Source organism: Streptomyces gelaticus (assembly GCF_014649535.1).
Lineage (GTDB): Bacteria > Actinomycetota > Actinomycetes > Streptomycetales > Streptomycetaceae > Streptomyces > Streptomyces gelaticus.
In genome coordinates this window covers 20,336-43,652 of sequence record NZ_BMTF01000030.1, presented here as the reverse complement: position 1 = coordinate 43,652, position 23,317 = coordinate 20,336, and the positions used below count along the sequence as shown (strand labels likewise).

Sequence of the window (23,317 nt, the reverse complement as noted above, 5' to 3'; positions counted from 1 at the left end):
TGCCGACCGGAGCGGGCATGCAGATCCTGTTCATCCCGGCACGAGGACGGCGGCGCCGCTGACCCGGTCGGCGGCCAGATCCGTCAGAGCCTGGTCGGCGCGGCTCAGCGGATAGGGACTGACGGTGACCTGCATGCCGATCCGTGCGGCCGTGTCCAGGAAGTCGCGGCCGTCCTGCCGGGTGTTGGACGTGACGCTGCGCAGGTTCCGTTCCTCGAAGAGGTGGCGCCGGTAATTGAGCACGGGGATGTCGGTGAGATGGATGCCCGCGACGGCGAGCGTTCCCGAACGGTCCAGTGCCTCCAGTGCCACGGGCACCAGATCACCGACCGGTGCGAACAGGATCGCCGAATCCAGTGGTTCGGGCGGATGGCCGTAGGCGCCGCCCACGGAGGAGGCGCCCAGGTCGAGGGCGAGTTCACGGGCCCGTGCCGAACGGGTCAGCACGTGCACGATCGCTCCTTCGGACAGGGCGACCTGCGCCGCCAGATGGGCCGAGGCCCCGAAGCCGTAGATCCCGAGCCGGCCGCCGGGCGGCAGGGCGCTGCGGCGCAGGGCGCGGTAGCCGATGATCCCGGCGCACAGCAGCGGCGCCAGCTGCGCGGCGTCCTGGTCCTCCGGGAGCCGGTAGGCGTAGTCGGCCGGCACGAGGGCGATGTCGGCGAAACCTCCGTCCGCGTCCCAGCCGGTGTAGAGGGAGGCCGGGCAGAGGTTCTCGCGGCCGGCCCGGCAGTAGCGGCAGTGCCCGCAGGTGCTGCGCAGCCACGCCCCACCGGCCCGGTCGCCGGCCCGGAATCCCGTGACGGACTCTCCGACGGCGGCCACCCGGCCGACAATCTCATGGCCGGGAACGGTGGACGCCCGGTGCGGGCGCAGATCACCCTCGGCAAGGTGCAGGTCGGTGCGGCACACACCGCATGCCTCCACCGTGAGCAACAGCTCACCGGAGCCCGGTGAGGGCATCGCCCGCCGCACACGCACCAGCGGGCCGTCCCCGATCGGACCGGGGCTCCCCACGGCCCACCCGGTCAGCGCTTCCGAAGCCGGTACGCCCACCACGCTCCCAGCCTGACGCCGGCCGGCAGGTCCGGCAAACGCTCACCTCGGGACCGAGGGCCGCACGCGCACGCCGGGCTGCGCCGCCATGGCGCCGATGTGGTCGTGAACGACCCCGGCGAGCTGTCGGCTCCCGGTGAGGCCTGGGAACTGCGACCCGTGCTCGATCGAGGGAAGGCCAAGGGCCGGTCAAGCGGTCCGGACGGCCCTGCTGACCCGCGCCGGCCCCGCGAGAAGTCAGCGCACGGGCAGGCGGAACCAGCGCTCCTCCCCTGCGGCCACGGTCACTATCCGTTCGCCGGGCAGGCACAAGGTCAGCGGGGAGGCCGGCCGCGAGCGGGGCACGCGAATCCCCAGTCGGCCCGGCAGCAGCCGAACACGGATGCCGCTGTGTCCCCGGTAACAGAACGTGAACGTGCAGCGCGGCAACGCCCTGAGCGGCATGGGCTCGACACGGAGCCCGTCCGGGCCTGCCTCCAGACCTGCGACGCCCCGTTCGACGAGATCGAGGGTGCCGGCCATGGCACCGAGGTGGATGCCTTCGCCGGTGGTGCCGCCCTGAACATCCGCCACATCGCTGAGCAGGGCTTCCTCGCAGTACCGCCAGGCGTCCGGACCTCTCTCCCGCGCGAGCACCCAGCCGTGCACCAGGCTGCTGAGGGTCGAACCATGACTGGTGCGATCCAGGTAGTAGCCGACCGTGGCGCGCCACACTTCGTCGTCGAGCCGGTATCCGAGACGGTCGAACAGGGACCGCAACTCGGCCGGGCGGAAGAGATAGCCGAGCATGAGTGTGTCGGCCTGCTTGGACGCCTGATAGCGATTGACCGTGTCCCCCTCGGACTCCAGGATCCGGTCGAGCCGACGGATGTCGCAGTAACGGGAGCGGTAGGCGTCCCAGTCCAGTTCGGCCAGCTCGCCGTAGCCCTCGAACTGGCCGATGACACCGCCGTGGAACGGCACGTACAGTCGACGGGAGATGTCCTCCCAGAGGTTCAGCGTCCCGTCGTCCAGGCCGAGTTGCTCGGCCAGCTCCCGTCGACGGGCCTCGGGGAGCCCGCCGAACACCTCCAGTGCGCGTGCGAGCACCCAGGCCGCGGTCACATTGGTGTACGCGTTGTCGTCGATCCCGGGAACCGAGGCCCCGGGGTAGGCGTCGTGGTACTCGTCCGGGCCCACCACACCGCGGATGCGGTAGCGCTCGCGACCGGCGTCGTACGTGGCCACGCTGCCCCAGTAGCCGGCGATGCCGAGCAGCAGCTCCGCCCCGGGCCCTTCGACGAATCCGGTGTCGCCGGTGCTCCGCCCGTACCGCCACACGTTCCAGGCGATGGCCGATCCGACGTGGCGCTGCAGGTGCGAGTGGTCGGGAAGCCAGCGGCCCGAGCGGGGGTTGAGATGCAGGGCCTGCGTCTCCTCGTCGCCCGAACTGCCGCTCTGCCAGGGGAACATCGCCCCTCGCAGACCCGCCCGGCGGGCCGCGTCACGGGCCGCGGGCAGGCGGCGGTGCCGGTACATCAGGAGTCCCCGTGCCACTTCGGGGAAGTGCAGGGTGATGCAGGGCAGTACGAACAACTCGTCCCAGAAGACATGCCCCCGGTACGCCTCGCCGTGCAGTCCCCTGGCGGGCACTCCGACGTCCAGCTCGGCCGTGTGCGGGGACAGAGTCTGCAGGACATGGAAGAGGTGGAGCCGGAGGATACGTCCCGATTCACCGGGTACCCGCAGTTCGCCCTGGCTCCACAGGCGTTCCCAGGCGGCACGGTGGGAGGCCAGTAGTGCCTCGAACGCCGCCGCGTGCAACGCGCGCCCGACGGCGAGTGGGAGGGGGTCGCCCGAGGGGCGGTCCAGCGATGTGTACAACGCGGCGCACTTCACCACGGTGGCAGAACGCCCGCGGGAGACCGGCAGCCTGAATCTCTGGACCGTTCCGGTTCCGGTGCAGCTCGATGCCACCGCGACGAGGGGCCGCGACAACGTTCGCACGGCGACGGCGATCCGGGTCCGGGACGACCGGGTCCGACAGGACAGCCAGGCCACGCCGTCCGCTTCGACTCCGGCGCGGTGGCCGGTGAGATGACGTCCGTCGAACCCCCGGTACCGCTCGACACCGCTGTTGGTGACGTCACCGTCGATGACGGACTCGACCTCGACGGTGCCGCTCCAGCCGTAGCCGTGGAAGGCGGTTCTCTGGGCGGCGAGATACGGGTCACCCATGTGGACGAGTCTGGTGTGGGTGACACCGAGCCGGCGGCCGTGGCCGTCCTGGAAGAGCAGGTGGCGGGTGAGCACACCGCCGCGCAGATCGAGCGAGACCTTGTGGCGCCGCAGACTCGGGTCGTCGGTGGTGAGCCATTCCCCCGCCGGTCCGTCGTCCGGCAGGCAGCGGTAGCGCAGGCGCGTCCAGTCGGGCAGGTTGACCATGTCCTCGTTGCCGACCCGTTCTCCCGCGACCTCCGAGAAGAGGCGGTCGTAGCACCCGGCCGCGTAGGTGCCGGGAGAGTGGACGGCGTCAGCCGGTGACTCGGACGCGGCGCCCCTGGTGGCGAATCTGCCGTTGCCGAGCGTGCACAGGGCTTCTACCGTCCGCTCCGCCTTGGGGTCGTAGCCGGTGAAGTTCCACACGCATGCTGTGCTCATGCTTGGGCCGGGGCGATGATCTCGGTGTGCTGCGGTCCTCCCAGCACCACCTTGAGCGCACCGGTGTCCGCGGCACGGGAGAACACGTCATAGGCCTCCTCCATCTGCCCGAGCTCGAAACGGTGGGTGATCAGCGAGGACGAAGGAAGCCGCCCGGCGGCCAGCATGCGCAGCAGCATGGGCGTGGAGTACGTGTCGACCAGTCCCGTGGTGATGGTGATGTCCTTGATCCACAGATCTTCGAGGTGGAGCGTCGCCGGCCTGCCGTGGACGCCGATGTTCGCGACGCGGCCTCCGGGCCGGACCATCCGGGTGCACATCTCGAAGGCCTCGGGAACGCCGACGGCTTCGATGACGACATCGGCGCCGAGCCCCTCGGTGAGGTCGTCGACGAGTTGTCCGGGTTCCTCGGCCGCGCCCGCCGTCGCATCCGCGCCCAGGGAGCGTGCGGTGGCCAGCCGGGATTCGACGAGGTCGACGGCGATGGTTCTCCCGGGGCTGTAGAGGCCGGCGCCGATGATGGCGGCGAGTCCGATGGGGCCTGCCCCGACCACGACGACGGTGTCTCCGGGCCGTACGCCGCCGTTCAGTACCCCGACCTCGTAGGCGGTCGGGAAGATGTCGGCGAGCAGTACGCCGTCATGGCTGTCGACCGGGGCCGGCAAAGGGTGCACGGACAGGTCCGCGAAGGGTACCCGTACGTATTCGGCCTGGGTGCCGTCGACGGTGTGTCCGAGCACCCAGCCGCCCCCGCCCCGGCACTGCCCGTAGCGGCCGTCACGGCAGAAACGGCACCGGCCGCACGCGGATATGCACGAGACCAGGACACGATCACCGGGCCGGACCGTACGGACGCCGGCCCCGGCCTCGACCACCGTGCCGACGGCTTCGTGCCCCAGCACCCGGCCGGGAGTCACTTCGGGCACATCTCCCTCGATGATGTGCAGGTCGGTTCCGCAGATGGTGACGGCGTCGACGCGGATCACCGCATCGTCGGCGTCCTTGACCACGGGGTCGGGAACGTCCCGCCACGCAATCCGTCCCGGACCCTGGAAAACGAGTGCCTTCACGATGCCGCCCCTCTTCCTGTGTCCCCCGGTGAGGTTCTCCCCCAGGCTGACCCGGCGCGGGCCCGATCCGCATGGGCCGGTCGGTCCCCGCCCGGACCTTTCGGGCCCCTCCCGTCCCGGTCACGGGGATGTGAGGGTGAAGACGCTGCCGGCACGTTGCCGCCGGTACGAGGCTGTGCATGAAGGACGGGGGGCACACCGTGCGTGCCGCGGGGTCCTCGCCCGTCGCAGGTCCGACGCCGCGGCCCCGTCGGACCCGTCCGTCCCTGTTCGCCCACGGCGGCGATCGGCCGCTCGCCCGTGCTCATCGAGGAACCTGCCATGACCTCCACCCGGTACACCGTCAACGACGTCATGACGGAGACCGTCGTCACCGTCACTCCGGACACGGAATTCAAGGAGATCACCGACGCCATGGAGCGGTGGAAGGTCACCGCCGTACCTGTCGTCGAGGACGAGGGGACAGTCGTCGGCGTCGTCTCCGAAGCCGACCTGCTCCCCAAGGAGGAGTTTCACGACCGCCGGCTCGGCATGATCAACCACATGCGCCGCCTCGGCGACACGGCCAAGGCCGGATCGGTCCGGGCCGAGGAGCTGATGACGCGCCCGGCCGTCACGATCGAGCCCGGCGCGTCCCTCCCGCAGGCCGCCCGGCTCATGGCCGAACGGCGTATCAAGCGCCTGCCGGTCGTCGACGCCGACGGCAGGCTCAGGGGCATCGTCAGCCGCGCCGATCTCCTCAAGATCTTCCTGCGCCCCGACGACGACCTCGCCGCCGAGATACGCCGCGAGGCCGTCGACCGCCTGTTCCCCGACTCGCACCGGGACGTGCGGGTCGGCGTCACCCGGGGTATGGCCACGCTCACCGGTCGCGTCCCCGACGCCGGCCTCATTCCCGTCGCCGCCCGCCTCGCTCAATCCGTGGAGGGCGTCGTCGGCGTGGACTGCCGGCTCGAAGGACAGCCCTGAGCGAACCGTGACCGCATACATCGCAGCAGGCGGCCGTCCGAGCAGGAAAGGCGGTGGGAGCCATGCAGTTCCCGATAGTCGTCGGAGTGGACGGGTCGGAGGGCAGTCTCCGGGCCCTGGACTGGGCCGCGGCGGAAGCGGCGCGCTCACGGCTTCCCCTGCGCGTCGTCCATGCGTCGTTGTGGGAGCACTACGAAGGCATACGTCCCACCTTCGACACCGGGCGTCCGGCCGAACAGATCCTCGCCGAGCACCTCGTCGCGTCCGCGCAGGAACGTGTGCGCCGCCTCCACGCGGAGATGAAGGTGATCGCCGACGTACAGCCCGAGGATCCGGTGAACGCGCTGGTGCGCGAGAGCCATGAGGCAGCCCTGGTCATCCTCGGCTCGCGTGGCCGCGGCCGGATCGCCCGCATGCTCCTGGGGTCCGTGAGTCTCGCCGTCGCGGGCCGGTCCCACTGTCCGGTTGTCGTGATCCCGACGGCCGCACCCGACGCTCAGCCGAGACCGGGCCGCGTCGTCGTCGGAATCGGCGACGCCGCAGGACCGTCTGCGGCCGCCCGTTTCGCACTCGCCCAGGCGGTGTCACGCCACGGCGAGCTGACCGCCGTACGTGCCTGGCGCTGCCCCGCCCACGAAACCACGGATCATCCGCTGCTCGCCGGTTCCCCGGCGTCCGCACACCGTCAGCAGGCCGAGGATCATCTCGAAGACGTCCTGGCCGTACTGGAACGGACCGGGGCCGAAGCCGATGTCCACCGTTCCGTGCTGCAGGGATCCGTGCACCAGGTACTCATCGAGGAGGCCCGGGACGCGGAGCTCCTGGTCGTCGGCGCGCGCCGTGCCGGTGGGCACCATGCTCCGCACCTCGGTCCGGTGGGCCACGCGGTGTTGCACTACGCGTCCTGCCCCGTCGCCGTCGTCCCGGACACCCGCCCGCCGAACTCCTGAACGCGGCACCGGTCCTCCCTCTGCCCGAGGAATCAAGGACGGGGTACGCGGAGGACCGGGCAGTGCGCGTGGTGCAGGACCGCATGCGTCACATGGTCCGGCGGAGAGCCGATGGGGTGCGAACCCCGGCAGGATCCGATGACGATCACGTATGGGCTGACCGGGTCGCGGAACCGGGCCGGTCGGCTCAAGCACCATGTGCCCCGGGCGCCACACGATGGAGTGGACGGGGCACGCAGAACAGCGGCCGGCCCGCTGACCGGCCCGGATGACCACGAAGGACCGGTGGAGGACGACACCTCGCACCGCGTGGCCGAGCGTGCCTGCGCAAGCACGCATATCGTTCGGAACGGGCGGGCGGTACACGCCGTCGGCCGGGAACGGAGGTTCCATGTCAACGGCCAGGTGTCTGCTCGACGCGATCCCGCCCGAGAGCCGGGCCCGCCTGCTCGACGAGGCGGCCCGCGAAGTACCGCTGGTCCTCGACGCGCGGCTCTTCGAGGAAGGCAGAAGGGCCGACCGTTTCTGGGTCATCCGCTCCGGACAGGTCGAGGTCGACCTCCATGTGCCCGGCCGTCGTGCGGCGGTCGTCGAGACATTGGGCCGGGACGAACTGCTGGGATGGTCCTGGCTGTTCCCCCCGCACGTCTGGCATCTGGGGGCGCATGTGATCCAGGCGGGTCGGGCCGTGGAATTCGATGCCGCCGCCGTCCGTTCGCTGTGCGATGCCGATGCCGTGCTCGGCCGGGCGGTGTACAGGTTCGTCGCCGAGACCGTGGCGGAACGCCTGCACGGAACACGGCAACGGCTGCTGCAGCTGTACGGCCCCCGGGCCGAGGCTCCTGAGGCCTGAACGGACCGGCGAACGGGACCGGTCGACCCTGGTGTGTTCCGCTGGTACGAGCTCACGATGACGGAGCGGGACTGCGCAATCCCTGAAGCCGAGGAGGGCCACCATGAGCGACGACACGGGGTTCTCGGCGCAGAAACCGATCCGTGTGTTCCTGCTGGACGACCACGAGGTGGTCAGGCGCGGTGTACAGGATCTGCTCGACTCGGAACCCGACATCGAAGTCGTCGGCGACGCCGGCACGGCCGACCACGCACTGGCCCGCGGCCCGGCTCTCCGCCCCGATGTGGCGATTCTCGATGTGCGGCTGCCGGACGGCGACGGGATCACGGTCTGCCGTGAGCTGCGCTCACGGATGCCCGGCCTGGCCTGCCTGATGCTCACCTCGTTCGACGACGACGAAGCACTGCTCGATGCCATCATGGCCGGCGCGGCCGGCTACGTGCTGAAGGAGATCAAGGGCTCGGACCTCGTCACCGCCGTCCGCACCCTGGCCTCCGGGCGCTCGACCCTCGACCCGTCGACGACTGCACGGCTGATGAGCAGTCTGCGCGAGGAGGAATCCGGCACCGGCTCCGAGGAGGACGACGCGCTGGCGGGGCTGTCCGCGAGGGAGAAGGACGTCCTCGCGCTGATCGGCGAGGGACTCACCAACAGCCAGATCGGCAAGCGCCTCTACCTGTCGGAGAAGACGGTCAAGAACCACATCTCCCGTCTGCTGGCCAAGCTCGGTGTCGAGCGCCGCATCCAGGCGGCCGTGATCGCCGCGCACGCCACCGAGGCCGCCCCGCCCGGTGCCGGGCGCCATCGGATCTGACCGTACGGTTGTGCCAGGCACCCCGCGCGGCATCAGGAGAGTCGCAGCGGCACCCACCAGCTCAGCCTGGTTCCGCCCTGTGCGGACTCCCCCACGCTCATCCCGCCGCCGAGTTTCTCGGCGCGCCGTGCGAGGTTGTCGAGCCCGCTGCGGGAACCGACATGGCTGGGCATGCCCACACCGTTGTCGGACACGATCAGATTCACCTCGCCCCTTCCCACCACCAGCGAGATGTCCACCGCCGTCGCCCGTGCGTGGCGGGCTACGTTGCTCAGCGCCTCGCCGAGCACCGCGATCACCTGTTCGGCGGTCTCGGCGGGGACATCCGTGTCGATCAGCCCTCCCATGCGCAGCGACGGCTGAAAGCCCAGGGTCCGGGAGGCCTGCTCGACCGTGGCCGCTGTCCGCGCTCGCAGTCCCTGGCCGGCCCGGCCCGAGCCGGTGGCACGGAGCCCGAAGATGGTGGACCGGATGATCTTGATGGTCTCGTCCAGATCGTCCACCGCACGCAGCAGCCGCTCGCTCGCCTGCGGATGTTCCACGAGCCGTACCACGCTCTGCAGTGTCATCCCGGTGGCGAACAGCCTCTGAATGGCCAGGTCGTGCAGATCCCGGGCGATGCGGTCGCGTTCCTCCAGCAGGGCGATCTGCTCGGCGGACTCGCGCCGTTCGGTGAGCTCCAGCGCAAGGGCCGCCTGTCCGGCGAACAGCAGCAGGGGTGCGGTCTCCGCATCGGTGAAGGCTGGATGCTCCCGGGCCCGGGCCAGCAGCAGCACCCCCCGGGTCCGCTCCCCCGTGACCATCGGAACCGCGACAGCGGGGCCGAGCCCCGTCCACCTCGGCGGGCCCTCGGTGATCCTCGGATCGTGTTCGACATCGAGGCTCGTGATCGGCTCCCCCGCATCCAGGGCCGCACCTGCGAACGATCCCGCCCGCGGCAGGACCAGACCGCGATGTGTCCCGGCGTCCAGCCCGGAGGCCTGTGCCACCCGAAGGCGATCGCCATCCGCGGGCAGTGCCAGCACACCGAGATCCGCGGCGAGGATGTGCGAGGAGTGATCAACGATCATCCGCAGGACGCGCGCCTCGTCCACCCCGCTCAGCAGGGCCGCGACGATCTCGCTGTTGGCTTCCTGCCAGCGTTGGCGGTCGCGCGTCTCCACGTACAGACGGGCGTTCTCGATGGCCACTCCCGCCGCCACCGCGAGCGTCGACAGCACGGTTTCGTCCTCGGTGTCGAAGACCCGGCCGCCCCGCTTCTCCGTCAGGTACAGATTGCCGAACACCTTGTCACGAACCCGGATGGGAACCCCCAGGAACGAGTGCATCGGGGGATGGTTCGGCGGAAACCCGTAGGACGACGGATGCTCGGAGAGTTCCACCAGCCGCAACGGCTCCGGGTGTCGGATCAGCTCGCCGAGAATACCGTGCCCCTCCGGCAGGGGGCCGATGGCCTCGCGCTGCTCCGCCGTGACGCCCACCGGCAGGAACTCTGCGAGCCGGGTTCCCTCGCCGACCACTCCCAGGGCCCCGTACTCGGCATCGACCACGACGACCGCGGCCTCGACGATCCGACGCAGCACCCGGGGCAGATCGAGCTCTCTGCCCACCGACATGACCGCGTCCAGCAGCAGGGCCGCCTCGGCCGGTCCCCGCATCACGGCGTCGAGACGTTCCTGGAGTTCGCCCGGCAGCGTACCCAGCCGACGGCGCGCCTCCCCGCAGCGGCCGGATCGCCTGTCGCCGTTGTCGCCGTTGTCGCCGTTGTCGCCGTTGTCGCCCACGGTGCCTCCGTCATGACCCGCGTAGCGCGGCGGGGTCATCTCTTCACGGTAGTAGCCTCACGGCGAGAAGCACCCGGTGGGCGGCGCCAGGCGAGTTGGATGCAGAGGCGGTCCGAGCGGTGTATGCCGGGAAACCGGAGTTCGGCCGGGCGCTCGTGGTCCGGGTCGGCCGGGTGGCCGCCCAGCGGTTCTACGCCTCCCGGGTCCGGCTGCTCGCCTCCACGTCCCCTGGAATCCGCCGGCAGCCGGGGGCCTGGCGTGACCAACCGCTCTCGGAGGGGGACGGAACGCGCATCGGCGTCCGCGCGGCTCTCGCCCATGCGGCGGTGAGTCCTGCGTGGCAGGTTGGATACAGCACCATTTTGAGGAGAGGGCGGCAATCATGCGAGCTCACCTCGGCGACCGACTCGTCATCGAGAGTCCGGCAACCGGCGCCGCCAGACGCGACGGCGAGATCGTCGGTCTGCACCACGAGGACGGAACGCCCCCCTACGACGTGCGCTGGTCGGACACGGACGACGTGACGCTCGTCTTCCCCGGGCCCGACGCACACGTCCGCCGCATGCAACACGAACGGTCCGAATCCTCGCGCGGGTCACAGCCGGGCGCGAGTGAGGCGGCGGCCACGCCCCCGGCTGCCCCGCGGAGCGGGACGGCCGACCCCGGGGACATCGGCCGGCGTGTGGCCGCCGAGCGCCGGAGGCTGGGGATCAGCCGGGAGGAAACGGCCCGCCGCGCCCGGATGTCGGCCAACTACCTCGCCTACCTCGAGGAACGGCCTGCGGATCCGACCCTGGCGACTCTCGTCAGGCTGGCCGACGCGCTGGGCACCACGGCCGCCGCTCTGCGCGGCGGCGGGATCGACCTCCCGCCCGGCGGGGGACACGCCTTGCTGCATCCTCAGCTGCGGGACCTCGGCCCGGAAGAGTGCCGCGTCCTTCTCTCCACGCACGGCGTCGGGCGCGTCGCAGTGTCGGCGCCCGACGGCCGCCCGGCGGTCGTCCCGGTCAACTACGACGTCGTCGACGAGGCCATCGTCTTCCGGACGGCGCCCGGCTCCGTGACCGCGGCGGCTGCGGGCAAGGAGGTCGCCTTCGAGGTCGACCACGTGGACGACGCCCTGAGCCAGGGCTGGAGTGTGCTCGCCGTCGGCCCTGCGAGCACCGTGACGGACCCCGACGCCGTGCGCGAGCTCGTCCGGCACGCCCACACCACGCCATGGGCGGGCGGGGAGCGGGCGATGTGGGTCTCGATCCGGCCCACGAGCCTCACGGGCCGCCGGATCACTCCGGCCGATCGGTAGCACCGGTCGGGGCACGGCACAGCATCCGCTACGGCCACAAGCGACAACGGCCCCGACTGCCACGTCCGAGGTGACCAGTCGGCCCGGATGCCTGATGACTGTCGACGCCCTGCGTCGGTACGACGGCTCCGGGTTCCGGCTCGACGGGTCGCCCAGGCCCTGCTGCACCACTCGCAGTGCCCGACCACCCTCGTCCTCCGGCCGGCCCGAGGCCCACGGGCCGGTCGGGGACGGTCGTCGCGACGCGCTCACCGCCGTACGCGCGGCATCCCCAGGCCGATCCAGGAGATGATCTCCCGCTGGATCTCGTTGTTGCCGCCGCCGAAGGTGAAGATGACCGCGGAACGGTAGCCGCGTTCGAGTTCGCCGTGCAGCACGGCGCCCGCCGAGCCTTCCTTGAGCGGTCCCGCCGAGCCGACGACCTCCATCAGCCAGGCGTAGGCGTCGCGGCGCGCCTCGGATCCGTAGACCTTGACGGCCGAGGCGTCCTGCGGGGTGAGGGTCGCGTTCTGCACTGCGGACACCATCTGCCAGTTGAGGAGTTTCATGGCGTCGAGCCTGGTGTGGGTGCGGGCGAGCAGGGCGCGGACCCAGCCGAGGTCGATCACGCGGCGGCCGTCGGCGAGCCGGGTGTCCGCCGCCCAGCGCTGGACGTTGTGGAGGGCGCGGATGGCCATGGTGCCGTGGGCGGCGAGGGTGACTCGTTCGTGGTTGAGCTGGTTGGTGATGAGCCGCCAGCCCTTGTTCTCGTCGCCCACACGGCGGGAGACGGGGACACGGACGTTCTCGTAGTAGCTGGCGGTGGTGTCGTGCGAGGCGAGGGTGTTGATCAGGGTGCAGGAGTAGCCGGGGTCCGTGGTCGGGACGAGCAGCATGGTGATGCCCTTGTGCGGTGCCGCGTCCGGGTCGGTGCGGACGGCGAGCCAGACCCAGTCGGCGGTGTCGCCGTTGGTCGTCCATATCTTCTGCCCGTCGATGACGTACTCGTCGCCGTCGCGCACGGCCCGGGTCTTGAGGGCGGCGAGATCGGTGCCCGCGTCGGGTTCGCTGTATCCGATCGCGAAGTCGATCTCGCCGGAGAGGATCTTCGGCAGGAAGTACGCCTTCTGTTCGTCGGTGCCGTACCGCATGATCGTCGGGCCGACGGTGTTGAGAGCCATCAGTGGCAGTGGGACGCCCGCCTGTGCGGCCTCGTCGAAGAAGATGAACTGTTCCATCGGGGACAGTCCGCGCCCGCCGTACTCGGTGGGCCAGCCCACACCGAGCCAGCCGTCGGTGCCGAGGCGGCGGATCGTCTCCCGGTAGAAGGCCTTCTGGGCCGCGGGGGCGGCGTAGCGCGTGTACGCGTCGTCGGGGACCAGTGCGGCGAAGTAGCCGCGCAGCTCGGCCCGCAACTGCTGCTGTTCAGGCGTGTATTCGAGGTGCACGGCCCCTCCGGGAGTCTCGCGGTCGCGTCGTCCGTGTGCGGCGGCGCACACAGTAGAACGTGTTGCAAGAATCCGGAAGGGCCGGAACGGTTCCGACGGGAGGGGCCGCGGCCGGGGTCAGCGCTTGACGGCGCGCAGCACGACGAACTTCGGGTCGCCGGCGACCGTGGCGCAGTTGCCGAAGATACGGCGGAGCCGGGTGTGGTACCCGAGGTGCCGGTTGCCGACGACCCACAGTTCTCCGCCGGGCCGCAGTGCGGCGCGGGCCCCGTGGAACATGGCGCGGGCCGTCGCGTCGGTGGTGGCCTGGTGGGAGTGGAACGGCGGGTTGTTGAGCACCAGGTCCACACTGGCGGGCGGCAGTTCCGCCAGCCCGTCGCCGACCAGGAACCGGGCCTCGGCTTCCGGGCCGGTGTTGGCCCGGAAGGTCTCCTCCGCGGAGGCGACCGCCTGGTACGACTCGTCGATGAAGGTGACCGTCGCCTCGGGGTTGGCGAGCGCCGCGGACAGCCCGACGACGCCGTTCCCGCAGCCGAGGTCGACGACCCGGTCGGGTCCGCTGCGCTCGGGGAGGTGGCCGAGGAAGAACCGGGTGCCGATGTCGAGGCGCTCGGCGCAGAAGATCCCGGCATGGTTGATGACGGTGCGGCCGGAGACCGGACCGATCCCCTCGGGCAGCTCATATCGGTAGGGCCAGGGGCTGGGCGTGCGGGCCGTCGCCGGGCCCGGGGTGGAGAAGATGAGCCGGGCCTTCTTGACGGCCAGCGAGGTGCGGGTCGGACCGATGATCCGCTCGAAGAGCTTGAGGGTGGAGGTGTGGATCTCCTTGACCATCCCGGTGCCGACGACGACGGTGTCCGGGTGGACGGCCGGGGCGAGCCGGTGCAGCTGGTCCTCCAGGAGCGCGAGGCTCTTCGGTACACGTACCAGCAGGACGTCGATGCGGTCCGGCGGCGTGTCCCTGGCGGACAGCAGGCGTACCGCGTCCGTGTCCACCCCGTTGCGGTCGAGGTTCGCCAGGGTCGCGCGCTGCGCCAGGCAGGAGTCGGTGATCTGTACGGGGCGATGCGCGGCGAGCACCGTGCTCAGCGCGCCCCAGCGGTCGCCCACCACGACCACGGCTCCCGACAGATCGACCGGATCCGCGCCGTCGGCCCCTTCCAGCCGCCGCAGCAGGTACTCGTCGGCAGCGTCCCAGGCGCGGAACGGGTCGCGCGGGTCCTCGGGGTAGCGGGCGAGATCGAACCCGGCCCCTGACGTCGTCAAACGGTTCATTGTGCACCCAGGCTAGCCGAGCCGCGGGGAGCCGCCCGCACACTCCCCGCACGCCGGGCCACCGGGCCGCTGCGTACCGCTAGGGCAACGCCTTGTCGATCGCCGACCGGCCCTCCCGGGCGAGCCTGCGCTCCGCCCATTGGAGATTCTTCGGAGTCAGGTCCCGCCCGGAGGCGAGCACCAGGTCCTCTGCCGACGGATTGTCGCTGCCACCGGTGTGCAAGAGGCTGTCGGGAGTCACTCCCCGAGATGCGGATACGGATTCGGGCTCGTCGCTCATGCCGCCTCCTCGTCCTTTCGGTCATTCTCACCCCCTGCCCGGCGCGCCGCATCCGAGGCCCGGCGATCCGCTCCCGGGGCCACGATCAAGCCGTCACTTGACCTGCACATGATAGGTACACGCTGTTCACACCATGGTCACGGTGCGTGTGGAAAGCTCCCGGCTACCACGTACCACACGACCGCCGCGGCGCCGACCCCCACCTTGTGACGGTGTCGTGGCGCACGCTTTTCCGGAGAGGACACCCCACATGTCCCGTCGTCACCTTCGCCACCGGCGCCCGCTGCTGGCGACCCTTGCCGCCTTCGCGGTGCTCGGCGGCACGGCCGCCGCCGCACCGGCCGCCACGCCCCAGGACACGCCCACCACCGCGACACCGCTGCGGGTACTCGACGACACGTACTACCAGGACGCGCTCGGCAAGTCCGGCACCCAGCTGAAGAGCGCCCTGCACGACATCATCGAGGTCCAGACGAAGCTCTCGTACAGCCAGGTCTGGAACGCCCTCAAGGACACCGACGAGGACCCGGCCAACAGCTCGAACGTGATCCTCCTCTACACCGGCCGTTCCCAGTCCAAGAACTCCAACGGCGGGTCGGTCGGGGACTGGAACCGCGAGCACGTCTGGGCCAAGTCCCACGGCGACTTCGGCACCGCGACCGGCCCCGGCACCGACATCCACCACCTGCGCCCGGAGGACGTGACCGTCAACTCGATCCGCGGCAACAAGGACTTCGACAACGGCGGCAGCGCGGTCAGCGGCGCGCCGGGCAACTACACCGACAGCGACTCCTTCGAGCCGCGCGACGCGGTCAAGGGCGATGTCGCCCGCATGCTGCTCTACATGGCGGTGCGCTACGAGGGCGACGACTCCTTCCCCGACCTGGAGCCCAACGACGAGGTCAACAACGGCTCCGCCCCGTACATCGGCCGTCTGTCGGTGCTGAAGGCGTGGAGCCAGGAGGACCCGCCGGACGCCTTCGAGAAGCGGCGCAACGACGTCATATTCGACCAGTACCAGCACAACCGGAACCCGTTCATCGACCACCCCGAGTGGGTCGAGTCCATCTGGTAGGCCCGATCCGGAGAACCGCACCGGACGGTCTGCGGACATCCGCCGGACCGGTATCGGTCCCCGTCACGCAGCCCTCCCGGCCGGCGGCGTGACGGCGCGGGCCGCGCTGCTCAGCGGGCCGTGCCGCTCGTACACCAGCGCCACGGCCTCCTCGCGGGTGGCGAAACGCCGCACAGCCGCCGGTCCGCCCGGCTCTCCGGGGCCGGGCGGGGCGAGCGGGTGCCCGGGGTCGGCCACGGCGGTACGCACCCCGTCCGCCGCGATCCGGCCGAGCCCGCTGCTCAGCAGCGGCTGGGCCACCCAGCCGATTCCGGTCACCTGCCGCAGGTCCAGCACGACCGTTCCCGTCTCCCGAGGGCGCGACTCGTCCAACGCGTACAGCACCCGCTCGACCGCCGTGAAGTCGATGGCACCCTGGGCGGCCAAGACCGCGACCCGTTCGCTCGGGGCACGGTCCGGTGGCGCGACCCCGGCGACGGGCACGGTGTCTGCCGTCGCGACGAGGGTGACGGTGGAGCCGGCCAGTGCCGGATTCTGCATCAGATGCAGGCCGAACCGCTCCGACAGGGCGCCGAGCGCCGCACGCCCACGCACCGAGATACCGGCCCGAACGCGTCCGGGTCGATCCGCGTCAACTGCGGGATGTAGTCGGCCGGTCGGCCGTCCCGCAGCCCGGTGAACCGCGTGTGCAGTTCATGCAGGGCTTCGGTGACGGCCCCGGCTGCGGCACTCACCCGGCCGTCAGCTGCGCTCGGCCTGGGCGATCCGGGGGAACGTCTTGACACCGGCCGCCTTCCGGCTGTTGGCGAGCTGGCTGACGGTCCGTCCCGGCGGGACGTCCGGGAGGCCGAGCACTACGGAGTCGAGCACCTTCCCCGACGCGTCGACGAATTCCACCTTGACGGCGTAGAAGGCGACCTTGTCCGTGTGGTTGGTGACGCGGACGAGGGCGATGCGGAACTCCTCGGACTTCGCGACCGGCTGCCCGGTCACCGAGACGTCCTTGACCGCATTGCCCCGGCCCTGCACACCTTCGAGCTGCTTCACCGCCTCCTGCCGGTTGCGCTCGGCGGCGGCGGAGACCGAGGCGGCGAACTCCTGCTGAGTACGCCCGGTGGGACTCGCGGACCGGGTCATGGCCGGTTCCGGGGAGACCGTTCGGGTGCTCCTGGCCGTGCCGGTCGAGGTGGTGCCGGAGCCGCCGCAGGCGGCGGTGCCGGCGATGATCACCGCGGCCAGCACGGCCGGGGTCAGAGTGCGGACTGCGCGGCCGCCGAGGGCGTGCCGCAGGGGACTGATCGGGTTCACGGACGCTCCGTCTGCTCGGAAGGGCGTAAGGGAAAGGGGGACAGGCAAAGGCAGGGACGTGAAAAGAGAAGGGACTTGAGCAAGGTCTCCATGGCCTCCGCGCCCTCGGCCGACTGGAACTTCCACACGGTGAGCGCGGACATCGCATGCCCGTCCGGGAACAACAGTGAAGAACTCGCTCATATTAGGATCAAAAGGTATGAATTGACTCGTCGAATTCACCCGCTTCGCTCGGGAGCGGATTCCGGCCGAAAACCCTGGGAGAGAACGATGGATACGGATGCCCTGACCGCCGGCCTGTTGCAGAAACTGCGGGCGGTCAAGCCCTATCCGGCCCTGTCCCTGACCATGCCGACGCACCGCCGCGCTCCGGACAACGCCCAGGACGCCGTTCGGCTGCGCAACCTGGTGGCCGAGGCCACCGGGCGGCTGGAAGCGGACCCCGCGGTCACCCGCGAGGCACGGACCGCGCTCAAGGAACAACTCGACCGGGCGGTCACCGAGGTGGACCCCCGACGCGCCCTGGACGCCCTGGTGCTCCTCGTCACCGCCGACGAGCACCAGATCTGGCAGCTTCCACGCACCGCGCCCGAACGAGTGGTGCTCAGCGACACCTATCTGACCCGCAATCTGGTCGCCGCGAAGGCGCAGGCCCGGCCGTTCTGGGCGCTCACCGTGTCGGCCGACCGGGCCGTCCTGTGGAGCGGCACGGCGGGCGCCCTGCGCGAGGAGCAGGACGGCGGGTTCCCGCTGACGGCTCCGCAGGAGCCGCCCAACCCGCAGCGCGAGGAGCAGATCGGCGACACCCCGAGCACCTTCAGCGACGAGGAGACGCGCAACTTCCTGCGCACGGTCGACGAGAAGCTGCGCGCGGTGCTGGCCGCGGACCCGCGCCCCCTCTACCTGATGGGCCTCGCCCCCGCGCTCGCTCTGCTGGAGGAGGTCGGGGAGGGCGCCAAATCGGCCGTCGGCCGGGTCACCAAGGGGGCGCCCGCCGACATGGCACCGAGCGAACTGCTCAAGGAGTTGCGGCCGGCGCTCGACCAGCGGCAGCAGCGGTTCGCCGCCGAGATCGACGGCAGGCTGGACGAGGCCCGCGGCCGCCGTGCCTTCGCCGGCGGTCTCGACGAGGTGTGGGCCGCCGTCCGGGAGGGCCGGGCCGGACTGGTCGCGGTGGAGGAGCACTTCCAGCAGACGGTTCGGGTGACGGACGAGCACCTGGAACCGGTGAGCGGCGAGGCCGCGGACCTCACGGACGGCACGGTCCGCGAGGACATCGTGGACGAACTCGTCGAGGCCGCCCTGGACAGCGGCGCCGACGTGGTCTTTCTCCCGGACGGCTCGCTCGCGGAGTACGGACGGATCGCGGCGGCCCTGCGCTACTGAACCGACCGGCTCGATGCCGTAAGCCGCCCCGGGCCCGCATGCCTCAGGCATGCGGGCCCGGGGTGTCGCTGGGAGACTGGGGAGGGGGCCGCCCGGCCCCGGGACAGGTCCCGGGGAGGCGGGGCAGGCCCCGCGGAGAGGGGTGAGCGCACCATGCCACGCGGATCCGACGCCAAGCGGCAGCGACAGTACGAGCACATCAAGGAGAGCGCGCAGGAGCGCGGGGTCAGCGAGGACCGGGCCGAGGAGATCGCGGCCCGTACGGTCAACAAGGAACGCGCCCGCGCCGGTGAGTCGAGGACGGCGAGCCGTACCTCCGTCGAGGACATGTCGTCCTCGCGGCGCGGCGGTCTGCGCTCCCGCAGCGGAGCGGAGGGGCCGACCCGCGACCAGCTCTACGAAGAGGCGAGGAAGAAGAACATCCATGGGCGGTCGAACATGACGAAGGCCCAGCTGGCACGCGCTGTCGGCCGCTGAGCCCACGTCGGGGGAACCGGGGCGGCGTCAGCCGCTCCAGGTCCAGTCGGCCACTTCCGGCAGGTCGGTGCCGTGTTCACGGATCCAGGCGTGATGGCGGGTGCGGGCATCCGCCATCGCCTGGCGTACCGCCGCGGCGCGCACACCGAGGCCGGGCACCCGGTCGATGACGTCCATGACCAGCCGGTAACGGTCCAGGTCATTGCGGACCACCATGTCGAAGGGCGTCGTGGTGGTGCCCTCCTCCTTGTAGCCGCGCACATGCAGCTGCGCGTGGCCGGCGCGCCGGTAGGCGAGCCGGTGGATCAGCCAGGGATAGCCGTGGTAGGCGAAGATCACCGGCGTGTTCCGGGTGAACACCGCGTCGTACTCGAAGTCCGGCATCCCGTGCGGATGCTCCTCGCGGGGCAGCAGCCGCGCCATGTCGACCACGTTGACCACGCGCACCGCAAGTTCCGGCAGGTGCCTGCGCAGCAGGTCCGCCGCGGCCAGGGTCTCCAGTGTGGGTATGTCGCCGGCGCAGGCGAGCACCACGTCGGGCTCGCGGCTGCCGTCCTCCGTGCCCGCCCATTGCCACACACCGGCCCCGCGCGCGCAGTGTGCGCGGGCCTGGTCGAGGGTGAGCCAGTCGAAGGAGGGCTGCTTTCCGGCCACGATCACATTGACGTAGTCGCGGCTGCGCAGCGCGTGGTCGGCGACCGAGAGCAGGGTGTTGGCGTCCGGCGGCAGATAGACCCGCACGACCTCGGGGCTCTTGTTGAGGATGTGGTCGACGAAGCCCGGGTCCTGGTGGGAGAAGCCGTTGTGGTCCTGGCGCCAGACGTGCGAGGTGAGCAGGTAGTTGAGCGAGGCGATGGGGCGGCGCCAGGCCAGCCGGCGGGATGTCCTGAGCCATTTGATGTGCTGGTTGACCATCGAGTCGACGATGTGGGCGAACGCCTCGTAACAGGAGAAGAGGCCATGCCGGCCGGTGAGCAGATATCCCTCCAGCCAGCCCTGGCACAGATGCTCGGAGAGCACCTCCATGACACGTCCGTCGTGGGCCAGGTGCTCGTCGGTCGGCAGTATCCGTTCCTGCCAGGCCTTGGCGGTGGCGCCGTAGAGGGCGTCGAGCCGGTTCGAGGCGGTCTCGTCGGGCCCGACGACGCGGAAGTCCCGGCGCTCGGCGGTCGCGGCCATGACGGCTTCCAGCAGACCGCCGAGTACCCGGGTCGGCTCGTGCAGCGCGGTGCCGGGCTTGCCGACCTCGACGGCGTGGGCGTCCAGCGGCGGGATCGGCAGATCGCGCAGGAGCAGACCGCCGTTGGCGTACGGGGTCGAGCCGAGCCGGGCGTCGCCCCCGGGCACGCAGGAGAGCACCTGAGGGCGTGGCCGCCCCGACGCGTCGAAGAGTTCCTCGGGCCGGTAGGAGCGCATCCACTCCTCCAGCTGCCGCAGATGGTCCTCGCTGTCCCGGACCCCGGGCAGCGGGACCTGATGCGCGCGCCAGGTGCCCTCGATGGGCACCCCGTCGACCTCCGCCGGGCCGGTCCAGCCCTTGGGGGTGCGCAGCACGATCATCGGCCAGTGCGGGCGGCCGGTGTCACCGCCGGTGCGGGCGGCGGCCTGGAGTTCGCGGACCCGGTCGACAGCCCGGTCCATCGCGGCGGCCATCGCCCGGTGGACACTGAGCGGTTCGTCGCCGCCGACGTACAGGGGGTCGTGTCCGTAGCCGCGGAGAAGGGCGTCGAGCTCCGTCTCGGGAAGGCGGGCGAGCACGGTCGGGTTGGCGATCTTGTAGCCGTTGAGATGGAGGACCGGGAGGACGGCTCCGTCGTGCACCGGATCGAGGAACTTGTTGGAGTGCCAGGACGCGGCGAGCGGTCCGGTCTCGGCCTCGCCGTCGCCGATGACGCAGGTGACGACCAGATCGGGGTGGTCGAGGGCGGCCCCGTAGGCGTGGGTGAGGGCGTAGCCGAGTTCGCCGCCCTCGTGGATGGAGCCGGGTGTCTCCGGTGCCACATGGCTGGGCACCCCGCCGGGGAAGGAGAACTGCTTGAACAGCATCCCCATGCCCTCGGCGTCACGGCCGACGTCGGGATACGTCTGCGAGTAGCTGCCCTCCAGCCAGGAGTTGGCGAGAACGGCGGGTCCGCCGTGGCCGGGGCCCCAGACGGCCAGGGCCTGGACGCCGCGGGACCTGATGACACGGTTGAGGTGGGTGTACACCAGGTTCAGTCCGGGTGAGGTGCCCCAGTGGCCGAGCAGGCGCGGCTTGATGTCCTCCCGGGTGAGCGGCCGGGTCAGGAGCGGGTTGTCCATCAGATAGATCTGGCCGACGGCCAGGTAGTTGGCTGCCCGCCAGTGTGCGTCGAGTGCCGCGATCTCTTCGTCGGACGGGCCGGACGGAGCTGCCGGACCGGGGGCGTTGCTCATGGATGTCTCCAGCCGAAGGGCTCTAGGACGCTGCGTCGACGGGCTCGGGGCCGTACCAGACCGTGGTCGCGTTGCAGAAGGCGCGGATGCCCTGCCCGGCGAGCTCGCGTCCGTAGCCGGATCGCTTGACTCCGCCGAAGGGCAGTGCGGGATGGGACGCCGTCATGCCGTTGAAGAAGACACCGCCCGCCTGGAGATCTCGTACGCAGCGACGCGCCTCGTCCGGATCACGGGTCCATACGTTGGAGCTGAGACCGAAGGGGCTGTCGTTGGCGAGCGCGATGGCCTCGTCCAGCCCCTCGACCCGGTAGAGCGAGGCGACGGGGCCGAAGGTCTCCTCGCGGTGGATGCGCATGGCGGGGGTGATGCCGGTGAGGACGGTGGGGGCGTAGAACCAGCCGTGCACCAGTTCCGGGGCCAGGCCGTCGGGCCTGCCGCCTCCGCACAGCGCGCTCGCGCCCTGGCCGAGCGCGTCGTCCACCAGCTCCTCCAGGTCGGTGCGGCCCTGTTCGCTGGCGAGCGGTCCGATGTCGGTGGACTCCTGCATCGGATCGCCGACCATCAGATCGCTCATGCCCACGGTGAACCGCTCGGCGAACTCCTCGTACACCTCCGTGTGCACGATGAACCGTTTGGCGGCGATACAGGACTGCCCGTTGTTCTGCACCCGCGCGGTCACGGCGGTGCGGGCGGCCCTGGCGACGTCCGCCGACGGCATGACGAGATACGGGTCGCTGCCGCCCAGCTCCAGGACGGTGCGCTTCACCTCGTCGCCGGCGATCGACGCGACGGAGCGGCCGGCCGGTTCGCTGCCGGTGAGGGTGGCCGCGGCGACCCGGCGGTCCCGCAGGATCGCCGCGACCGCCCCCGACCCCACCAGCAGGGTCTGGAAGCATCCCGCCGGGAATCCGGCCCGGCGGAACAGGCCCTCCAGATACATCGCCGTCTGCGGGACGTTGGAGGCGTGCTTGAGCAGGCCGACGTTCCCCGCCATGAGGGCCGGGGCGGCGAACCGTACGACCTGCCAGAGCGGGAAGTTCCACGGCATCACGGCGAGCACGGCGCCGAGCGGCCGGTAGTGGACGTAGGCCCGGGAGGCACCGGAGTCCTCCACATCGGCGGCGGACGGATGCTCGTCCGCGAGGAGTTCCTCCGCGTGGGCGGCGTACCAGCGCATCGCCTTGGCGCACTTGGCGGCCTCCGCGCGGGCCGCCTTGACGGGTTTGCCCATCTCGGTGGTCATGGTGCGCGCGATGTCCTGCTGGTCCTCGTCGAGCAGCACGGCGGCCTGGTTCAGCAGGCGGGCCCGCTCGGCGAATCCGGTGGTCCGGTACTGCTTGAACGCGGTGTCGGCGGCGTCGAGCCGCCGCTCGATCCCCGCCTCGTCCAGTGCTTCGAACGTTCTGAGGGTTTCGCCGTTCGCGGGATTGACCGTCGCGATGGGCATGGCCGTGTCCTCCTTGCCTCGGTTCTTCGACCGTGCCGCGCCGTACGCCGCGCCGCAACGCGGGCCCCGCCGGGCGGACACCCGGCCGGCGCGGTCCGCGCCTGCGGCGTGGCGCCGTCCGCGCCGGAGGGAGAAGTGTTCAGCGGTACGGGAGCCTGCGGTCCCGGTGGCCCGGCTCAGACGAGAGCGGGGCCGGATGCCGTCACGGGCTCGGCGACGGGGGCGGCGACCACGGCGGGCGGGCTGCGGAACTCGCGTACACCGGGCAGCGGCGGGAGCGGCGCCAGGCCGACGCTGTCGGGCTCCTCGGCGTACCTGGTGAACCAGACGACCTTTCCCTCGGGCGTACGGCAGGTGCCCCAGCTGTCGCTCAGGGCCATGACCCGGCTCAGGCCACCGCCGCCGGCGCTGAGCAGCCGGGGCATCTCGGAGCCGTTGTCGGCGACGGAGACCGTGAGATGCCGCCCGGACCAGCGGAGTTCGACGACGCAGTTGTTGTCGTCACCGACGTGCCGGTGGACATTGGTCAGCAGTTCCTCCACACCCCGGCACACCGGCCGGATGTGGAGTTCGAGACTCCAGTGGCGGAGGTGTGCCGCGATTATTCGCCGCAGCTGGGACACACGCTCTGCCGAAACCTTGAATTCGACCAGATAGTGCCGGTCGAGTGGAACGGTCATCGTCGAGGCTCCTCACATCGAGGCTCACTTTTCTTCGCCCCGTTGAACAACCCCCCGAACACGAAGAGTGAGCAGATGTCACTTCTGGGTCACTCCACAGGGTGACCC

20 protein-coding genes are annotated in these 23,317 nt (G+C 70.9%); 8 read left to right on the top strand and 12 right to left on the bottom strand.

Translation table 11 applies throughout. The features are described from left to right. Positions 1-30: 30 nt before the first annotated feature. From IE107_RS30295 to IE107_RS30285, 3 genes are all read right to left on the bottom strand, one after another. On the bottom strand, positions 31-1,059 hold the full coding sequence (locus IE107_RS30295; protein WP_268246626.1) for a zinc-binding alcohol dehydrogenase family protein: 1,029 nt from the start codon (positions 1,057-1,059) through the stop codon (positions 31-33). A 234-nt stretch (positions 1,060-1,293) separates the two neighbouring features. Next, positions 1,294-3,696 (bottom strand): glycoside hydrolase family 65 protein, encoded by a 2,403-nt coding sequence (locus tag IE107_RS30290; protein WP_189547560.1) that lies wholly within the window; start codon positions 3,694-3,696, stop codon positions 1,294-1,296. After that, entirely contained in the window at positions 3,693-4,766 is a 1,074-nt protein-coding gene (locus IE107_RS30285; protein WP_189547559.1) for a zinc-dependent alcohol dehydrogenase family protein, read from the bottom strand. Before IE107_RS30285 ends, IE107_RS30290 begins: the two co-directional genes overlap by 4 nt. Before the next feature lie 321 nt (positions 4,767-5,087). Between IE107_RS30285 and IE107_RS30280 the strand changes: the two genes are divergently transcribed. The 4 genes from IE107_RS30280 to IE107_RS30265 all read left to right on the top strand — a co-directional run bounded on the left by IE107_RS30280 (position 5,088) and on the right by IE107_RS30265 (position 8,352). Then, complete coding sequence (locus IE107_RS30280; protein WP_189547558.1) at positions 5,088-5,735, top strand: CBS domain-containing protein; 648 nt, start codon at positions 5,088-5,090, stop codon at positions 5,733-5,735. 62 nt (positions 5,736-5,797) lie between these two features. Continuing rightward, positions 5,798-6,685 carry a universal stress protein gene (locus IE107_RS30275; RefSeq protein WP_189547557.1) on the top strand — a complete coding sequence of 296 codons (888 nt, stop codon included), beginning with the start codon at positions 5,798-5,800 and terminating at the stop codon, positions 6,683-6,685. Between the two features lie 391 nt (positions 6,686-7,076). Further along, positions 7,077-7,538, top strand: a complete 462-nt coding sequence (locus IE107_RS30270) for a Crp/Fnr family transcriptional regulator (protein WP_189547556.1) — start codon at positions 7,077-7,079, stop codon at positions 7,536-7,538. Between the two features lie 103 nt (positions 7,539-7,641). Then, complete coding sequence (locus IE107_RS30265; protein ID WP_189547555.1) at positions 7,642-8,352, top strand: response regulator; 711 nt, start codon at positions 7,642-7,644, stop codon at positions 8,350-8,352. A 32-nt stretch (positions 8,353-8,384) separates the two neighbouring features. On the opposite strand, the gene IE107_RS30260 is transcribed toward IE107_RS30265, so the two are convergent. Beyond that, the gene (locus IE107_RS30260) at positions 8,385-10,010 is read right to left on the bottom strand and encodes a sensor histidine kinase (protein WP_189547589.1); all 1,626 of its coding nucleotides are present in this window, start codon (positions 10,008-10,010) and stop codon (positions 8,385-8,387) included. Between the two features lie 508 nt (positions 10,011-10,518). On the opposite strand from IE107_RS30260, the gene IE107_RS30255 reads away from it, so the two are divergent. Next, positions 10,519-11,439, top strand: coding sequence for a pyridoxamine 5'-phosphate oxidase family protein (locus IE107_RS30255; RefSeq protein ID WP_189547554.1), 921 nt, complete (start codon positions 10,519-10,521; stop codon positions 11,437-11,439). A 248-nt stretch (positions 11,440-11,687) separates the two neighbouring features. Here the strand turns inward: IE107_RS30255 and IE107_RS30250 are convergent, their stop codons facing one another. The 3 genes from IE107_RS30250 to IE107_RS30240 all read right to left on the bottom strand — a co-directional run bounded on the left by IE107_RS30250 (position 11,688) and on the right by IE107_RS30240 (position 14,421). After that, positions 11,688-12,866 (bottom strand): acyl-CoA dehydrogenase family protein, encoded by a 1,179-nt coding sequence (locus IE107_RS30250; RefSeq protein WP_189547553.1) that lies wholly within the window; start codon positions 12,864-12,866, stop codon positions 11,688-11,690. A 117-nt stretch (positions 12,867-12,983) separates the two neighbouring features. After that, complete coding sequence (locus tag IE107_RS30245) at positions 12,984-14,141, bottom strand: methyltransferase (protein WP_189547552.1); 1,158 nt, start codon at positions 14,139-14,141, stop codon at positions 12,984-12,986. A 79-nt stretch (positions 14,142-14,220) separates the two neighbouring features. After that, positions 14,221-14,421, bottom strand: coding sequence for a hypothetical protein (locus IE107_RS30240; protein ID WP_189547551.1), 201 nt, complete (start codon positions 14,419-14,421; stop codon positions 14,221-14,223). 250 nt (positions 14,422-14,671) lie between these two features. On the opposite strand from IE107_RS30240, the gene IE107_RS30235 reads away from it, so the two are divergent. Further along, positions 14,672-15,496: an endonuclease I family protein gene (locus IE107_RS30235; RefSeq protein ID WP_189547550.1), complete on the top strand. Its 825-nt coding sequence runs from the start codon at positions 14,672-14,674 to the stop codon at positions 15,494-15,496. A gap of 63 nt (positions 15,497-15,559) precedes the next feature. Here the strand turns inward: IE107_RS30235 and IE107_RS30230 are convergent, their stop codons facing one another. Continuing rightward, on the bottom strand, positions 15,560-16,090 hold the full coding sequence (locus tag IE107_RS30230) for an STAS domain-containing protein (protein ID WP_189547549.1): 531 nt from the start codon (positions 16,088-16,090) through the stop codon (positions 15,560-15,562). A 147-nt stretch (positions 16,091-16,237) separates the two neighbouring features. Beyond that, positions 16,238-16,804 (bottom strand): hypothetical protein, encoded by a 567-nt coding sequence (locus IE107_RS30225; RefSeq protein ID WP_373302533.1) that lies wholly within the window; start codon positions 16,802-16,804, stop codon positions 16,238-16,240. 270 nt (positions 16,805-17,074) lie between these two features. On the opposite strand from IE107_RS30225, the gene IE107_RS30220 reads away from it, so the two are divergent. Beyond that, entirely contained in the window at positions 17,075-18,190 is a 1,116-nt protein-coding gene (locus IE107_RS30220) for a baeRF3 domain-containing protein (RefSeq protein ID WP_189547548.1), read from the top strand. A 153-nt stretch (positions 18,191-18,343) separates the two neighbouring features. Beyond that, positions 18,344-18,667, top strand: a complete 324-nt coding sequence (locus tag IE107_RS30215; RefSeq protein ID WP_189547547.1) for a plasmid stabilization protein — start codon at positions 18,344-18,346, stop codon at positions 18,665-18,667. Positions 18,668-18,694: 27 nt separating this feature from the next. On the opposite strand, the gene IE107_RS30210 is transcribed toward IE107_RS30215, so the two are convergent. The 3 genes from IE107_RS30210 to IE107_RS30200 form a co-directional block, all read right to left on the bottom strand. Next, complete coding sequence (locus tag IE107_RS30210; RefSeq protein WP_189547546.1) at positions 18,695-21,082, bottom strand: phosphoketolase family protein; 2,388 nt, start codon at positions 21,080-21,082, stop codon at positions 18,695-18,697. 22 nt (positions 21,083-21,104) lie between these two features. Next, the gene (locus IE107_RS30205; protein ID WP_189547545.1) at positions 21,105-22,529 is read right to left on the bottom strand and encodes an NADP-dependent succinic semialdehyde dehydrogenase; all 1,425 of its coding nucleotides are present in this window, start codon (positions 22,527-22,529) and stop codon (positions 21,105-21,107) included. Positions 22,530-22,705: 176 nt separating this feature from the next. Next, positions 22,706-23,209, bottom strand: coding sequence for an ATP-binding protein (locus tag IE107_RS30200; protein WP_189547544.1), 504 nt, complete (start codon positions 23,207-23,209; stop codon positions 22,706-22,708). Positions 23,210-23,317 lie beyond the last annotated feature (108 nt).

What these genes read in the sequence shown, in the direction of transcription:
- IE107_RS30270 (WP_189547556.1), top strand. Translation starts at nt 7,077, where the DNA reads ATGTCAACGGCCAGGTGTCTGCTCGACGCGATCCCGCCCGAGAGCCGG.
- IE107_RS30245 (WP_189547552.1), bottom strand. Translation starts at nt 14,141, where the DNA reads ATGAACCGTTTGACGACGTCAGGGGCCGGGTTCGATCTCGCCCGCTAC.
- IE107_RS30210 (WP_189547546.1), bottom strand. Translation starts at nt 21,082, where the DNA reads ATGAGCAACGCCCCCGGTCCGGCAGCTCCGTCCGGCCCGTCCGACGAA.
- IE107_RS30205 (WP_189547545.1), bottom strand. Translation starts at nt 22,529, where the DNA reads ATGCCCATCGCGACGGTCAATCCCGCGAACGGCGAAACCCTCAGAACG.
- IE107_RS30290 (WP_189547560.1), bottom strand. Translation starts at nt 3,696, where the DNA reads ATGAGCACAGCATGCGTGTGGAACTTCACCGGCTACGACCCCAAGGCG.
- IE107_RS30265 (WP_189547555.1), top strand. Translation starts at nt 7,642, where the DNA reads ATGAGCGACGACACGGGGTTCTCGGCGCAGAAACCGATCCGTGTGTTC.
- IE107_RS30275 (WP_189547557.1), top strand. Translation starts at nt 5,798, where the DNA reads ATGCAGTTCCCGATAGTCGTCGGAGTGGACGGGTCGGAGGGCAGTCTC.
- IE107_RS30200 (WP_189547544.1), bottom strand. Translation starts at nt 23,209, where the DNA reads ATGACCGTTCCACTCGACCGGCACTATCTGGTCGAATTCAAGGTTTCG.
- IE107_RS30255 (WP_189547554.1), top strand. Translation starts at nt 10,519, where the DNA reads ATGCGAGCTCACCTCGGCGACCGACTCGTCATCGAGAGTCCGGCAACC.
- IE107_RS30235 (WP_189547550.1), top strand. Translation starts at nt 14,672, where the DNA reads ATGTCCCGTCGTCACCTTCGCCACCGGCGCCCGCTGCTGGCGACCCTT.
- IE107_RS30280 (WP_189547558.1), top strand. Translation starts at nt 5,088, where the DNA reads ATGACCTCCACCCGGTACACCGTCAACGACGTCATGACGGAGACCGTC.
- IE107_RS30240 (WP_189547551.1), bottom strand. Translation starts at nt 14,421, where the DNA reads ATGAGCGACGAGCCCGAATCCGTATCCGCATCTCGGGGAGTGACTCCC.
- IE107_RS30220 (WP_189547548.1), top strand. Translation starts at nt 17,075, where the DNA reads ATGGATACGGATGCCCTGACCGCCGGCCTGTTGCAGAAACTGCGGGCG.
- IE107_RS30215 (WP_189547547.1), top strand. Translation starts at nt 18,344, where the DNA reads ATGCCACGCGGATCCGACGCCAAGCGGCAGCGACAGTACGAGCACATC.
- IE107_RS30260 (WP_189547589.1), bottom strand. Translation starts at nt 10,010, where the DNA reads ATGCGGGGACCGGCCGAGGCGGCCCTGCTGCTGGACGCGGTCATGTCG.